Annotated in this window: 10 protein-coding genes; 5 read left to right on the top strand and 5 right to left on the bottom strand. The window is 73.0% G+C overall.

All coding sequences use genetic code 11. The features are described 5' to 3' along the window. Positions 1–29: 29 nt before the first annotated feature. From pgm to ACYU96_RS19130, 3 genes are all read right to left on the bottom strand, one after another. Entirely contained in the window at positions 30–1,715 is a 1,686-nt protein-coding gene (gene pgm, locus ACYU96_RS19140; protein WP_460757232.1) for a phosphoglucomutase (alpha-D-glucose-1,6-bisphosphate-dependent), read from the bottom strand. Between the two features lie 116 nt (positions 1,716–1,831). After that, positions 1,832–2,125: a GNAT family N-acetyltransferase gene (locus tag ACYU96_RS19135; protein WP_460757229.1), complete on the bottom strand. Its 294-nt coding sequence runs from the start codon at positions 2,123–2,125 to the stop codon at positions 1,832–1,834. 183 nt (positions 2,126–2,308) lie between these two features. Further along, positions 2,309–2,518, bottom strand: a complete 210-nt coding sequence (locus ACYU96_RS19130) for a hypothetical protein (RefSeq protein ID WP_460757226.1) — start codon at positions 2,516–2,518, stop codon at positions 2,309–2,311. Positions 2,519–2,815: 297 nt separating this feature from the next. Here ACYU96_RS19130 and ACYU96_RS19125 point away from each other — a divergent pair, with 297 nt between their 5' ends. Then, on the top strand, positions 2,816–4,159 hold the full coding sequence (locus ACYU96_RS19125; RefSeq protein ID WP_460757223.1) for a glycoside hydrolase family 6 protein: 1,344 nt from the start codon (positions 2,816–2,818) through the stop codon (positions 4,157–4,159). 141 nt (positions 4,160–4,300) lie between these two features. On the opposite strand, the gene ACYU96_RS19120 is transcribed toward ACYU96_RS19125, so the two are convergent. Further along, a complete protein-coding gene (locus tag ACYU96_RS19120; protein WP_460757221.1) occupies positions 4,301–5,038 on the bottom strand; it encodes a TetR/AcrR family transcriptional regulator in 738 nt (245 codons plus the stop codon). A 118-nt stretch (positions 5,039–5,156) separates the two neighbouring features. Here ACYU96_RS19120 and ACYU96_RS19115 point away from each other — a divergent pair, with 118 nt between their 5' ends. After that, positions 5,157–7,949, top strand: a complete 2,793-nt coding sequence (locus ACYU96_RS19115) for an MMPL family transporter (protein ID WP_460757218.1) — start codon at positions 5,157–5,159, stop codon at positions 7,947–7,949. Next, the gene (locus ACYU96_RS19110) at positions 7,946–10,207 is read left to right on the top strand and encodes a YhgE/Pip domain-containing protein (RefSeq protein WP_460757216.1); all 2,262 of its coding nucleotides are present in this window, start codon (positions 7,946–7,948) and stop codon (positions 10,205–10,207) included. The genes ACYU96_RS19115 and ACYU96_RS19110 overlap by 4 nt, the downstream gene beginning before the upstream one ends. A 147-nt stretch (positions 10,208–10,354) precedes the next feature. On the opposite strand, the gene purB is transcribed toward ACYU96_RS19110, so the two are convergent. Then, positions 10,355–11,839 carry an adenylosuccinate lyase gene (gene purB, locus ACYU96_RS19105; RefSeq protein WP_460757667.1) on the bottom strand — a complete coding sequence of 495 codons (1,485 nt, stop codon included), beginning with the start codon at positions 11,837–11,839 and terminating at the stop codon, positions 10,355–10,357. A 194-nt stretch (positions 11,840–12,033) separates the two neighbouring features. Here purB and ACYU96_RS19100 point away from each other — a divergent pair, with 194 nt between their 5' ends. Both ACYU96_RS19100 and ACYU96_RS19095 read left to right on the top strand, forming a co-directional pair. Further along, positions 12,034–12,243, top strand: a complete 210-nt coding sequence (locus ACYU96_RS19100; protein ID WP_460757213.1) for a hypothetical protein — start codon at positions 12,034–12,036, stop codon at positions 12,241–12,243. Then, positions 12,240–14,006 carry an RBBP9/YdeN family alpha/beta hydrolase gene (locus tag ACYU96_RS19095; RefSeq protein ID WP_460757210.1) on the top strand — a complete coding sequence of 589 codons (1,767 nt, stop codon included), beginning with the start codon at positions 12,240–12,242 and terminating at the stop codon, positions 14,004–14,006. Before ACYU96_RS19100 ends, ACYU96_RS19095 begins: the two co-directional genes overlap by 4 nt. Positions 14,007–14,011 lie beyond the last annotated feature (5 nt).

Genomic DNA, 14,011 nt, shown 5'->3' with positions numbered 1-14,011 from the left:
TGCCCGACCTGTCCCGTCCGCTCGGCGGGCTACCTCAGGGCGGCCGCGACCACGGTCCTCGCAGCCGTCTGGACCTCCGTGAGGTGCTCGGCCGAGACGAACGACTCCGCGTAGATCTTGTACACGTCCTCCGTGCCCGACGGTCGTGCGGCGAACCACGCGTCCTTCGTCGTCACCTTGAGCCCGCCGATCTTCGCGCCGTTCCCCGGCGCCTCGGTGAGCGCGGCGGTGATCTCCTGACCGGCCACCTCGGTGGCGGTCACGTCCGACGGCGACAAGGCGGCCAGGGCGGCCTTCTCCTCGCGGGTGGCGGGGGCGTCGACGCGCGCGTACCAGGACTCGCCGTACTGCTGCACGAGCTCCGCGTGGTGCTGCGACGGCGTCCGCCCGGTGCTCGCGAGGATCTCCGAGGCGAGCAGCGCCAGCAGCAGCCCGTCCTTGTCGGTGCTCCACACGCGCCCGTCGCGGCGCAGGAACGAGCCGCCCGCCGACTCCTCGCCGCCGAACGCGACGTCGCCCGACAGCAGGCCTGGCACGAACCACTTGAATCCGACCGGTACCTCGACCACCTGCCGCCCGAGCCCGCCCGCGACCCGGTCGATCAGCGACGACGACACGAGCGTCTTGCCGATCGCCGCCGCCGACGGCCACTCCGGGCGCGCGCCCGAGAACAGGTACCGGATCGCCACGGCGAGATAGTGGTTCGGGTTCATCAGCCCGGCGTCCGGGGTGACGATGCCGTGCCGGTCGGCGTCGGCGTCGTTCCCCGTCGCGATGTCGTACGGTGCGCCGCCGCCCGGCGTCGTCCCCTGCATCGTCGTGACCAGCGATGCCATCGCGGACGGTGACGAGCAGTCCATCCGGATCTTGCCGTCGTGGTCGAGCGTCATGAACGCCCAGCGCGGGTCCACCTGCGGGTTCACGACAGTCAGGTCGAGCCCGTACCGCTCGCCGATCTCCCCCCAGTACTCCACCGACGCCCCGCCGAGCGGGTCCGCGCCGATCCGGACGCCGGCGGACCTGACCGCCTCGAGGTCGAGCACGGTGGCCAGGTCGTCGACGTAGGTGGTGAGGAAGTCGTGTCGGTGCGTCGTGTCGGCGTCCACCGCGGCCTGCAGCGAGACGCGCCGGACGGTGCCGGCGCCGGCGGACAGGATCTCGTTCGCCCGGTCCGCGATCCAGCCGGTCGCGTCGGACCCCGCGGGGCCGCCGTGCGGCGGGTTGTACTTGAACCCGCCGTCGCGCGGCGGGTTGTGGCTCGGTGTGACGACGATGCCGTCGGCCAGCCCCGGACCCGACGTCCGTACGCCGTTCTCGGAGAGCGCCTCGTTGTGCAGGAGGATCGACTGCGAGACGGCCGGGGTGGGCGTGTACGAGTCACGTGCGTCGATCATGACGGTGACCCCGGCCGCGGCGAGCACCTCCAGCGCGGTCTGCCAGGCGGGCAGCGACAGCGCGTGGGTGTCGCGTCCGAGGAAGAGCGGACCGTCCGTGCCCTGCGAGCGGCGGTACTCCACGATCGCGGCCGTGGTCGCGATGATGTGTGCCTCGTTGAAAGCCGTGTCGAGGCTGGAGCCGCGGTGCCCCGACGTGCCGAACACGACCCGCTGCGCCGGGTCCTGCGGGTCGGGCGAGAGGTCGTAGTAGGCGCCGACCACCTGGTCGACGTCGATCAGGTCTGCTTCGGTCGCAACAGTTCCGGCGCGCGGGTGCATAGGACGATGGTGCCAGGTCCGAGCAGGTTTCGGGGGTGTACCGAGCAGGTTCCGGCGTCGGTCGCGGTGCCCGGCGGGTGCCGGTGCGCCCGCGACCGACGCCGTCGGCTGCGGCCCTACCCGACGAGGTCCGCGTACTCCGGGTGCTTCTCGATGTACTCCGCCACGTACCAGCAGCGTGGCTCGACCTTCTTGCCTGAGGCGCGGGCGTTGTCCAGAGCCGTCCGTGCGAGGCGGGCGGCGATCCCGTGGCCCCGGTGCTCTGGGGACACGACGGTGGAGGGCATGGCGATCGTGGTGCCGGCGTTGCGGTATTCCAGGTAGCCCACCACGGACCCGCCGGTCAGGCGGGCCTCGTAGCGTGAGGCGTCGGTGTGGTCGACGACGTCGTACTCGAGCTGCTCAGTCATCGGATCAGAGTAATGATCCGGCAGTCGTGAAACCATGGCGGACGCCACTTCGGGTCAGGGAATTTCCTGGTACGCGAGAGAAACGGGTCCGGACGCCGTTGTCCGGACCCGCTGGTCTGTGATGGTGCCCTGAGCGGGCGATCTTGTCGAGACCCGCGCGGCCGTCCGGTCGCGCGGACCGGCTCACCAGGGAGCGCCGAAGAAGAGGGCGGGGTCGAGCGCGGCGATCGTGATGCAGATCGCGGTGGCGGCCGACCCGATGCCGGCCATGGTGAGGAACTCGCGTCGACCGAGTCCGCCTCCTCGCAGCTCCAGCAGCCTGGCCGGGTTTCCGCCCCGGGTGCGGGTGGCGGTCCAGTGCGGGTGCGTCGCGGTGCGATCCGAGTGCGTCACGTTGCTGACCTCCGGGGGCTGAAGTGCTCGGGGGCTGCCTGCGTGGTGCTTGTGCAGTGCTGCGTCTGAAGTTGGCCGGCGCCCCGTTCGGGGCGCCGTGGGAAAACTGTTACACAGATTCGCGGCAATGTGAAGTTGTACGCCACGTCGATCTGGTGGCGGGTTTTTTCACGCTCACCAGGGGTCCTGCTGGCGGCTTCCCGCGAACATCGGCGCCTAAACGGTTCGATCGGTGCCACCGCGCGAGTGAATCTCCGTACGGTCTGGCGCGACCGGTACCGATCGAAGGAGATCCACATGCGTACCTCGAGACCACGTCGCCGCACGCGGTGGGCCGCACTGGCCGCCGCCGTCTCACTGGGCACCGGAGGTGCTCTCACCGCGGCGACCGTCGCCGCCACCAGCGCCGCAGCGGCCGAAGGCTGCGACGTCGAGTACCGCATCACGAATGCGTGGGACGGCGGCTTTCAGGCCGACGTCACCCTGACCAACCTCGGCGACCCGGTCTCCGGCTGGGACCTGACCTGGCAGTTCGCCGGGGGCGAAGGCGTCGTGCAGGCGTGGAACGCGGAGGTGGCGCAGTCGGGCAGCGGCGTGAGCGCCTCCGACGTCGGCTGGAACGGCAGCCTCGGTACGGGAGCCACCGCGTCGTTCGGCTTCACCGGGAGCGGGACCGCGGGGACGCCGTCGTCCTTCGAGATGAACGGCACCGCGTGCACGGGCGCTGTCGGCGGCGATCCGACCGAGGAGCCCACGGACGACCCGACCGACGACCCGACCGACGACCCGACCCAGCAGCCTGCCGGTGAGCTCTACGTCGACACCGCCACGCAGGCGTACGACGCGTGGGAGGCGGCCTCGGGCACCGACAAGGCGCTGCTGGAGAAGATCGCGCTGACCCCGCAGTCCTACTGGGTGGGCAACTGGGTGGACGCGGACCATGCCCGTCAGGAGGTCGTCGACTACACGTCGCGCGCGGTGGCGGCGGGTGCCACACCGGTGCTCACCGTGTACGCGATCCCGGGCCGTGACTGCGGCAACCACTCCGGGGGCGGCGTCGAGGAGAGCGAGTACGCGCAGTGGGTCGACACGATCGCCTCGGGGATCCAGGGCGAGCCGTGGGTGATCCTGGAGCCGGACGCGCTCGCGCAGCTCGGCGACTGCGACGGCCAGGGGGACCGGGTCGGGTTCCTCCGGTACGCCGCGAGCTCTCTCGCGGACGCGGGTGCCCGCGTGTACATCGACGCCGGTCACTCCGCGTGGCTGAGCAGTGGTGAGGCCGCGAGCCGCCTGCAGCAGGTCGGCTTCGCCGACGCCGTCGGGTTCGCGCTGAACACGTCGAACTACCGGACGACGGCCGAGGCACGGGCCTACGGTGAGCAGGTCTCGGCGCAGGTCGGCGGGCGGCCCTACGTCATCGACACGTCGCGCAACGGGAACGGCCCGGGCAGCGACTGGTGCAACCCGAGCGGACGCGCGCTCGGCGAGCGGCCGACCCTCGTCGACGACGGCACCCACCTCGACGCCCTGCTCTGGGTGAAGCTCCCGGGCGAGTCCGACGGTGAGTGCAACGGCGGGCCCGCGGCGGGTGCGTGGTGGCAGGAGATGGCGCTGGAGCTGGCGCGCAACGCCCACTGGTGACGTCGCCGAGCTGCCGCCGGGGCAGGGGGTTCCACTCGGAGCCCCCTGCCCCGGCACGTTCTTGCCGGTGGCCGCCAGGTGTGTGCGCCGGCGCTCTGGCGGAAGCCTGAGGCGGTGGCCACGCGACGGGAGGGCGTCGCCTCAGGCCTCGGCAGTGATGAGAAAGTCGATCAGGCCGCTCAGGACCGCCTGGTCGGGAGTGCCGGGCCCGGCGTCGGTGCTGCTCGGCTCGGTGAGCGGGTGCTCGACGGCGTGGCGGCGGGCGGCCGTCTCGTGGGCGGTGAGCAGCATCTCGACGGCCATGTTCGTCTCCACGACGAACCGGAGACCGAGCGTGTCGAGGATGCGGGTGATGGCTTCGACGAGCTCCGTCCGGAGCGTGGCGACGTGGGCCGCGTACAGCGCCGAGACGCGGGCGTCCCGCATGGCGAGCAGCTCGAGCTCGGAGCTCAGCAGCGTCCACTGCCGGTTGTGGTCCGGGTCGGTGGAGACCGCGTCGAGGATGTGGGCGATCGCCTCGTGGTCGATCGTGCCGGAGCGGAAGGCGCACGGGTCGAGGGCGCGGGTCGCGGCCTCGAGAGCGTCGAGCTGCTGCCGCTTGAGGCGGTCGGCGAGCGCGAGGAACAGCTCCTCCTTGCTGCCGAAGTTCGAGTAGAACGCGCCGCGCGTGAAGCCGGCGGTCTCACAGATGGCCTCGATCGACGCGCCGCGGATGCCTTCGCGGGCGAAGACGCTGTAGGCGGCGTCCATCAAGCGCGCCTGGGTGCGTTCGCGGCGTGGGGTCAGCGCGTTGACCAGGACGTCCTCGACCGGCGACGAGGGCTCGGTCGGAGCGGTGCCTGGTCCGGTGGCGTCGTCGCGCAGCGGCTCGGCGGTCACGGTCTCTCCTCGGTGTGGTGGTGCGGCTCAGAAGTGTAGTCCGATCCTCGAAGTTTCGATACACGAACGTATCCGATACAGTGATGCATCGAACCGCCGGAACCCCTTGGGAGCGTTCGTGTCCTCTGCTCTGTATTCGCTCGGCCGCTGGGCCGTGCGCGCACGCCGACTCGTCCTGGTCGGCTGGATCCTCGTGCTGGCGCTCGCAGGCGGCGCAGCCGGGTTGCTGCAACAAGGCCTCGACAACGAGGTGACGATCCCCGGCACCGAGTCCCAGCTCGCGCTGGACCGGCTCTCGGCGACCTTTCCTCAGGTCAGCGGCGCCTCCGCGCAGGTGATCATCGTTGCGCCGGACGGGTCGGACGTGCGCTCCGACGACGTGCGGGACGCCGTCGAGGACGGCGTCGAGGCGCTCGAGGGCATCTCGCAGGTGGTCGCGGTGACCTCGCCGTACGACGAGGTCATGCCCGCCTCCGTGTCCGACGACGCCGCCGCCTCGCTGATCACCATCCAGCTCGACGGTGATCAGGGATCGATCACCGACGAGACCAAGGTCGCGCTGGAGGAGGAGACCGAGGAGCTCGCCGGCGCCCTGCCCGCGGGCTCCGAGGCACACCTGGGCGGGCAGCTCTTCGCCACGGAGTTCCCCGAGATCTCCCTGGTGGAGGGTGTCGGCCTGCTGGTCGCGCTCGTCGTGCTGGTGATGACGCTCGGGTCTCTGGTCGCGGCCGGGCTCCCCCTGTTCAACGCGCTGCTGGGTGTCGGGGTGTCGATGGCGCTGCTGTTCGCAGCGACCGCGCTCGGCCCAGTCAGCTCGACCACCCCGATGCTGGCCGTGATGCTCGGGTTGGCCGTCGGGATCGACTACGCGCTCTTCATCGTGTCGCGACACCGGGAACAGCTCCGCGAAGGGCTGCCGGTGCACGAGTCGATCGCGCGTGCGACGGCGACGGCCGGCTCCGCGGTCGTGTTCGCGGGGCTGACGGTGATGATCGCCCTGGTCGGCCTCAGCGTCGCGGGCATCCCGTTCCTCTCGGTGATGGGCATCGCCGCGGCCGTGACCGTGGGCGTCACCGTGATCGTGTCCCTGACGCTGCTGCCCGCCGTGCTCGCGATGGCGGGCGAACGGCTGCGCCCGCGGAAGCGACGGGGCCACGCGACGCCGGGTGCGCACGGCGAGACGGTGCCCTCCGGCAGGGCCGACCGGTTCTTCGCCGGATGGGTGCGGGGCGTGACCCGCTTCCCGACGCTGACGGTGGTCGCGGTCGTGGTGGCGCTGGGCGCCCTCGCCCTGCCGGCGACGAACCTCCGCCTCGCGCTGCCGGACGCCGGCGTGCTGCCCGAGGACAAGTCCGCGCGCGTCACCTACGACCTCGTGTCCGAGGAGTTCGGCGACGGCTTCAACGGGCCGCTCGTCATCACCGGCTCGATCGTGACGAGCAACGACCCGGTGGCTCTGATGGAGGAGATCGGCGACGAGCTCGCGGAGCTGCCGGGCGTCGCGGACGTCCCTCTCGCGACGCCCAACGAGTCCGCCGACACCGGGATCGTGCAGGTGGTACCCGCGGGTGGTCCGACGTCGGCCGAGACCGAGGCGCTGGTGCACGAGATCCGCGACCTGCACGACCACTTCCTGGACACCTACGGTGTCGATCTCGCGGTCACGGGCTCGACGGCTGTCGGGATCGACGTGTCCGAGAAGCTCGGCGCCGCTCTCCTGCCGTTCGCGCTGCTGGTCGTCGGGCTGTCGCTCGTGCTGCTGACGATGGTCTTCCGGTCGATCGCGGTACCGATCAAGGCCACCGTGGGGTACCTGCTCTCCGTCGGCGCGGCGTTCGGAGTGATCACGCTCGTCTTCGAGAACGGCTTCCTCGCCGAGCTCCTCGGCGTGACACGGACGGGCCCCGTGATCAGCTTCATGCCCATCGTGCTCATGGGTGTGCTGTTCGGCCTGGCCATGGACTACGAGGTGTTCCTGGTCTCCCGCATCCGCGAGGACTACGTGCACGGCAAGGGGCCGGACCGCGCCCGGAGAGCCATCGGCACCGGCTTCCGCGGAGCCGCAGGCGTCGTCACCGCAGCCGCCGTGATCATGACGGCCGTGTTCGTCGCCTTCGTCCCGCACGGGGACATGAGTCTCAAGCCCATCGCACTCGGACTGGCAGTGGGTGTGTTCGTGGACGCGTTCGTGGTGCGGATGGTCCTCGTGCCGGCCGTGCTGGCGCTGCTGGGCGAGAAGGCCTGGTGGATCCCACGGAAGCTCGACGCGCTGCTGCCGTCCTTCGACGTCGAGGGGGAGGGACTGGCGCGCGAGATCGCGCTGGCCGACTGGCCCGAGCCCGGCGCCCAGGACGCGGTGGCCGCCGAAGGGCTGGTCGTGCGCGGCGGGGCCGGCCTCCTGGCCGGTCCGGTGAACGTTCGCGTACCGGTCGGCGGCGCGCTGCTCGTGCGCGGCGACTCGTCCGCCCAGGTCGGCAGCATCCTCTTCGCCATGGGCGCCCGGATCGTGTCGGCAGGTGGCGTCACGGTGGAGGGTCGTCTCAAGACCATGGGCCTCGTCCTGCCCGAGCGGGCGTCGACGGTGCGCGGCAAGGTCGCCGTCGTCGATGCCTCCGCGCACGGGAACGGCGGTCCGGGAGCGGCGGTACGGCAGGCACTGCGGGACGGCGCCCGGATCGTGGTGGTGGACGGCAGCGAGTCCGTCGGTGACCTGGCCGAGCGGATGGAGCTCGCCCAGGCGCTCGCCGAAGCGCAGCGGGACGGCGTCACGCTGCTCGTGGGCGCCGTCGGTTCCGCGGCGACGGACCTGGCGCCTGCCGGCTCCCCGGTGCTCGACCTCGGCCTGGTGTCCGGGCCCGCAGCGCAGGACGCGCCAGAGAACACGACTTCGATGCAGGAGGTTCGGTCATGAACGCGACGAAGTGGCTGCGGCCGGAGCCGGTCCACGACCGGCGGCGGGCAGCGGCCGTCGCGCTGCTGCCCCTCATGATCCTGGGGCTGCTCCTGTCGGCCCTGTGGAACCCGCAGGACCGGCTCGACACCGTGCCGGCCGCCATCGTGAACCTCGACGAGCCCGTCGAGGTCGACGGACAGCCGGTGCCGCTCGGGCGACAGCTCGCCGCCGGCCTGGTGAGCGGTGGCGAGTCGCCCGAGGAGGGCGAGACCGCGGCAGCTCCGGCGTCGGACGAGAGCTACGACTGGGAGGTGACGGACGCCGAGGACGCGGAGTCCGGGCTGACGAGCGGCGAGTACGCCGCCGTCGTGACGATCCCCGAGGGCTTCTCCGCGGCGGCGACGTCGTACGGTGGCGACGACCCGGCAGACGCCCGCAAGGCCACCATCGACGTCGCCACCGCGCCCGACGGGCGCGTGCTGGACGACGCGCTCGCGCAGATCGTGGCGCAGACCGCGACCGGCGTGCTGGGAGACACCCTCACCGAGACGTACGTGGACAACGTCCTGGTGGGCTTCTCCACGTTGTCCGAGGAGCTGGGTGCGGCGGCGGACGGCGCCGGCGAGCTCGCCGACGGCGCCTCCGAGGTCGGCACCGGCGCGAAGCAGCTCGCGGACGGCGCCCACCAGGCGTCGGACGGTGTGAGCGACCTCGGCGACGGGGCGGACCAGCTCGCCGGCGGCGCGGGGGAGCTCGCCGGCGGTGTCGGACAGTGGGCCGGGGGAGCGGGTGCGTGGGCCGCTGGTGCGAACGAGTGGGCGGCGGGCGCCGACCAGCTCTCGGCCGGGATGCACGATCTGGCAGGCGGTGCCGGGCGGAGCGCCGCGGGCGCCGGCGCCCTGGCCGCCGGCGCGGAACGGCTCTCGGGCAGCGTGCAGGAGGCCGCCGACAGGACGCAGCAGCTCGCTGACGGCCTCGCCCAGATGGACCAGGAGGTCGGTTCGTTCTCGGCGGAGACGAAGGACGCCCTGGCAGAGGTCGAGGAGATCGGCGGGAACCTGGAGGCAGTGACGTCCGGGCTCGCGGAGCTGTGCGGTGGCTCGCTCGTGGAGACCAGCCAGGAGTTCGCGGAGCTCTGCGCTCAGCTGGCGGAGATGGACGCGACCCAACCGCAGGCCGGTGGGATCTCCGGCAAGCTCGACCACCTCACGACCAAGGTGCACTACCTGGCGAACGGCTCGGCGCGGCTGGCCGGCGGCTCCCAGAAGGTGGCCGCCGGCGCCGCGGACCTGTCGGCCAGGGCGGGCCAGCTCTCCGGTGGGCTCTACGAGCTCCAGGCCGGCACGAACGACGCCGCGGCAGGGGTGTCGAGCCTGGCCAGCGGCGCGCGTGAGCTGTCGGGCGGCGCGGCCCAGCTCGCCGGCGGGGCGAACGAGCTGTCCTCCGGGGCGGGCGGCATCGCCTACGGCGTGTCCGGACTGGCCGACGGTGCCGGGCAGCTCTCGGGCGGGATCGACTCGGTCGCGACGGGAACGGACGATCTGGCCGACGGCCTCGACGAGCTCTCCGGCGGCGCGGGCGAGCTGTCCGACGGACTGGACCAGGCCACCGCGGAGATCCCGGGCTACAGCGACTCGGAGCGGCAGTCCCTGGCATCCGTCGTCGCCGACCCGGTCGAGGTCAGCGGAGCGTCCGAGCTCGGCACCGGTGCCACCGGGCCGCTGTTCGCCGTCCTGGCGCTGTGGCTCGGTGCGCTCGGCATGATGCTCGTGTTCCCGCCGGTGCCGTTCGGCGCCCGCGGCTCGACGCGCGGCTCGCTGCGTCTCTCGCTGCGGGCACTCGCGCGGCCTGCCGGGATCGGCGTGGCCACCGGTGCGGCGACCGGCGCGATCCTCGCCGGTGTCGAGGGGCTCGACGCGGGCGGCTGGGCAGCCGCGATCGCCGTCGGTGCTCTCGTGTCGGTGGCGTTCGTCGCCGTGAACCAGGCGTTGGCCGCTGGTCTCGGGCACGTCGGCCGAGGGATCAGCCTGATCGTCGCGGTCCTCGTGATCGCGGCCGGCGTGGTGTCGACCGCGCCGGCCGCGCTCCGTAGCCTGGCTGCGTTCCTTCCTGTCGGCGCCGCCCAGGACGCGCTGTCCGGGATCACGGTGAACGCAGGCGGCGTCGCGGCGGCACTCACCGCGGTCGTCGTGTGGGGGCTCGCCGGCGTCGCGGTGACGACACTCCTCGTCGCCCGGCGACGAACGGTCCCCGGATCGGAGCTGCTGCGGGCCTGACCGCGGGCGGACGGCGCGGCGGGACGGCGCGCGGCAGTGTTCCAGGGGCCTGAGGCCCTTCATCTGGGGAACACCGCCTGCGCAGCGTCCCGCCGCGCCGCCTGTCGCCCGGGTGCGGTCCTCGCCGCAGGTCGTCCGGCTCGTACCTCAGCCCAGGTAGTCGTCCACCAGTTGTTCCGCGATGCCGGTGTAGCTCGCGGGGGTGAGGGCGGAGAGGCGCGCCGCGGCGTCGTCGGGCAGCCCCAGGCTTGCGACGAACTCGCGCATGCGCTCCGCGTCCACCCGCTGCCCTCGCGTCAGGTCCTTGAGCCGCTCGTAGGGGTTGTCCATGCCGGGTACCCCCGCCACTGATGCCGCGCGCATCGCCGACTGGACCGGCTCGCCGAGGATCTCCCAGTTCTCGTCCAGGTCCTCGGCCATCAGCCCGGCGTTCACCGCCAGCGCCCGCAGCCCGCGCGACACGTTGTCCATCGCCAGCAGACCGTGGCCGAACGCCGGGCCGATGTTGCGCTGCGTCGTCGAGTCCGTGAGGTCCCGCTGCAACCGCGACGTGACCAGCGTGGCCGACAGCGTGTCCAGCAGCGAGCACGAGATCTCGAGGTTCGCCTCGGCGTTCTCGAACCGGATCGGGTTCACCTTGTGCGGCATGGTCGACGAGCCGGTCGCCCCCGCGACCGGGATCTGCGTGAAGAACCCCAGCGAGATGTACGTCCACACGTCGGTCGCGAGGTTGTGCAGGATCCGGTTGAACCGCGCGATGTCCGCGTACACCTCGGCCTGCCAGTCGTGCGACTCGATCTGCGTCGTCAGCGGGTTCCAGGTCAGCCCCAGGCCCTCGACGAACGCCCGCGACACCGCCGGCCAGTCCGCGCCCGGCACCGCGACCGTGTGCGCGCCGAACGTCCCGGTCGCGCCGTTCATCTTGCCCAGGAACTCCGCGCCCTCCACCCTGCGCAGCTGCCGCCGCAGCCGGTGCGTCAGCACGGCGAGCTCCTTGCCCATCGTGCTCGGCGTCGCGGGCTGGCCGTGCGTCCGGCTCAGCATCGGTACCGCCTTGTGCTCGCGCGCCATGTCGGCGAGCTGGTCCGCCAGCGCCGTCGCTGCCGGAAGCCAGACACCACGCACGCCGCCCGCCACCATCAACGCGTACGACAGGTTGTTGATGTCCTCGCTCGTGCACGCGAAGTGCACCAGCTCGGACGCCGCGGGCAGGCTGGTCCCCGGGATGTGCTGGGGTGCCGTCGCGAGCCGGCGCTTGATGAAGTACTCGACGGCCTTCACGTCGTGCACCGTGGTCCGCTCGATGCCCTTGAGCTCGGTGATCTCGTCGGCACCGAACGTCGCCGGGATCGCCCGCAGGTAGGAGGTCTCCTCGTCCGTCAGCCGGGGAGCGCCGGGCACCACCGGCCCGGGGACGCCCTCAGCCCCGTTGCACAGGGTGATCAGCCACTCGACCTCTACCTGCAGGCGCTCGCGGTTCAGGGCTGCCTCGCTCAGATGGTCCACGAGCGGCGCGACGGCGGAGCGGTACCGGCCGTCGAGCGGGCCGAGGGCGATCGGGGGAGTCACCTCGGCAAGGCTGACCCGGGCCGGCACGGACGTGTTCACGGTGGTCTCTGGCACGTGCCCCAGTTTCCCACGGAGCGGCTCCCCGCGGCCCGCGGGTCCCACCCTGACGCCGTTCCGCGGCTGCGACGCCGACCACAGCCGTCCGTCCCGCGCAGTTGTCGACAGGGTCTCTCTCCCCGTCCGACGACGGCGGAGGCCGCGTGCCTAACGTCGAACCGGCGCGGAGACCCGCGAGAGGGACGACGGAAGGAGGCGCCATGGACGGAGCCGCTCCGGTGGTGGCGCTCGCGGCCGCCCGCCGGCTCGTGGAGTCGGCCGTGGACGAGGTGGGTGCGGCCCAGCATGTCGCCTGGGAGTCGACGGCGGCGGGCCTGTTCCGCGAGGAGACGGCACGGCTGACGCGCCGGCTGGTGGGGGAGCTGGACGTGCTGGACCAGGCGATGCGACAGGTCGGAGGACTGTCGTGAGCCCGCCTCCCGAGGGGTCGGCCCTGCTCGGGCCGTCCGCGCCGGCCGGCCGGTCCGTGCGGGTGCGGGAGCCAGGACCTGGACTGCGTGATCCGGCAGACACGATCGTCGTCATCGGCGGAACCGGCACGGCGGCGGTCGACGCCGCCGAGGTGCGGCTCGCGGCGGCGCGGATCGCGGGCGCCGCGGACGGTCTGCGGCGCGCGGCGGCGCTGTCCGGGGCGGCGTGGGCAGACGTCGCCACCGGTCCTGCGGTGCTGCGAGGCGTGGACATCGGTTCCGGGGCCGTCGGCCCGCCGGCTCCGGGAACCCTCGGGCCGGCGACCGCGCCCGCCGTACTCGGTGCGGAGGGGCCGGCCGCGCTCGGCGTCCGGACGGGTCCGGAGGCCGCCGCCCGGCGGTCTGCGTCCGGGGCGGTCGAGGGTGTGACGGCCGGCCTGCGCGCGAGTGCCGAGGTCGCCGACCTGCTCGGGTGGCGGCTGCTGCGGGCGGCGGGGCTCTACGACGAGGCGGAGGGCCTGACCGAGCGCTTGATCGGCGCGCTGCTCACGGCCGAGGGCTTTGCCGTCGGCGCGGCCCTCGGGATGCCACCGGTGCTCCAGCTCCTCGGCGGCGCCTACCGGGCCGGGGGAGGTACGGGGGCCGGGCGCCGGCTGGCCGAGGTCGTCGGTCTGGCCGAGCCGCGCGGCCCGGGAGCCGCGCGGGGCGGGGCCGGGGAGCCGGCTGGGGACCTGAGACGGCCACCCGGTGACGGCGACGGCCGGACCGCAGGGGGGTCCGGCGGTGTCGTCCGGGGCATCGCGCCGTGGACCGATGAGCTGGCATACGGCTTCGGGCACGGGATCGCCTGGTCCACGGGATCGGGTCGGGGCGTCCCCGGTGCCGCGGGGGAGCTCGTCGACGCGGTGCGCGCCGCGCCGGTGGGCGCCCTGGGGGAGCGCGCCGAGCTGGAGCGTCTGGGGCCGGGCGACTTCTCCGGTGGCCCACCCGCCTGGCGGGGCAGCGGGGCACGGACCCTCGACGAGGCGCTGCTGCGGGTCGACGACCTCTACCCACGGAACGGGGCACCGGAGGCCACGGTCGCGGTCCAACGGCTGTCGGGTCCCGGCGACGTGACCTCCTGGGTGGTCCTGGTGCCCGGGACCCAGGCGGCGCTGCCGGCCGGGCACCCGTGGGACGGGCTCACCGACCTGGAGCTCGTGGCGGAGCACCCGGACCAGGCGACCGAGGCGGTGGAGGAAGCGATGTCGGACGCCGGGATCGGCCCCGGCGAGCCGGTGGTCCTCGTGGGGCACAGTCTCGGCGGGATCGCGGTCACCGCCCTGGCGAGCCGGCCCGCCTTCGCGGAGCGGTACCGGGTCGGCGGAGTGGTGACGGCCGGGGCACCGGTCGCCACGTTCCGGACGCCGCCGGGCGTGCCGGCGCTGCACCTGGAGACGGCCGAGGAGGTCGTGTCCGCCATGGACGGCCGGTCGAGTGCGGAGAACCCGCGGTCGGCTGACCGGGTCACGGCCGGCCGCACCCTGGGTGCGTCGTCGGCTGCGGCGGACCGGGCGGCATCGGGCGAGGTCTCCGGTGCGCACTCGATCGGTACCCATGCCCGCACGCTCACGCTGGCGCGGGAAGCGGGTGACGTGCGGGTGGCCGCCGTCGTCGACCGGATCGAGCCGTACCTGCGCGGGGATCGTGCCGACACGACGTTCTACCGCGCGGCACGCGCCCCGCGCGCGGACCCGGCCCCCTCACCGGGTCCGTCGCCGTGAGGATG

The sequence above is a fragment of the Myceligenerans cantabricum genome (assembly GCF_054777735.1).
The sequence above is the reverse complement of the archived record's forward strand: the minus strand, read 5'-3'. Positions and strand labels throughout refer to the sequence as shown.

Excerpts from the sequence above, each read along its gene's own strand:
- ACYU96_RS19135 (WP_460757229.1), bottom strand. The coding sequence starts at position 2,125 with ATGACTGAGCAGCTCGAGTACGACGTCGTCGACCACACCGACGCCTCA.
- ACYU96_RS19125 (WP_460757223.1), top strand. The coding sequence starts at position 2,816 with ATGCGTACCTCGAGACCACGTCGCCGCACGCGGTGGGCCGCACTGGCC.
- ACYU96_RS19110 (WP_460757216.1), top strand. The coding sequence starts at position 7,946 with ATGAACGCGACGAAGTGGCTGCGGCCGGAGCCGGTCCACGACCGGCGG.
- ACYU96_RS19100 (WP_460757213.1), top strand. The coding sequence starts at position 12,034 with ATGGACGGAGCCGCTCCGGTGGTGGCGCTCGCGGCCGCCCGCCGGCTC.
- pgm (WP_460757232.1), bottom strand. The coding sequence starts at position 1,715 with ATGCACCCGCGCGCCGGAACTGTTGCGACCGAAGCAGACCTGATCGAC.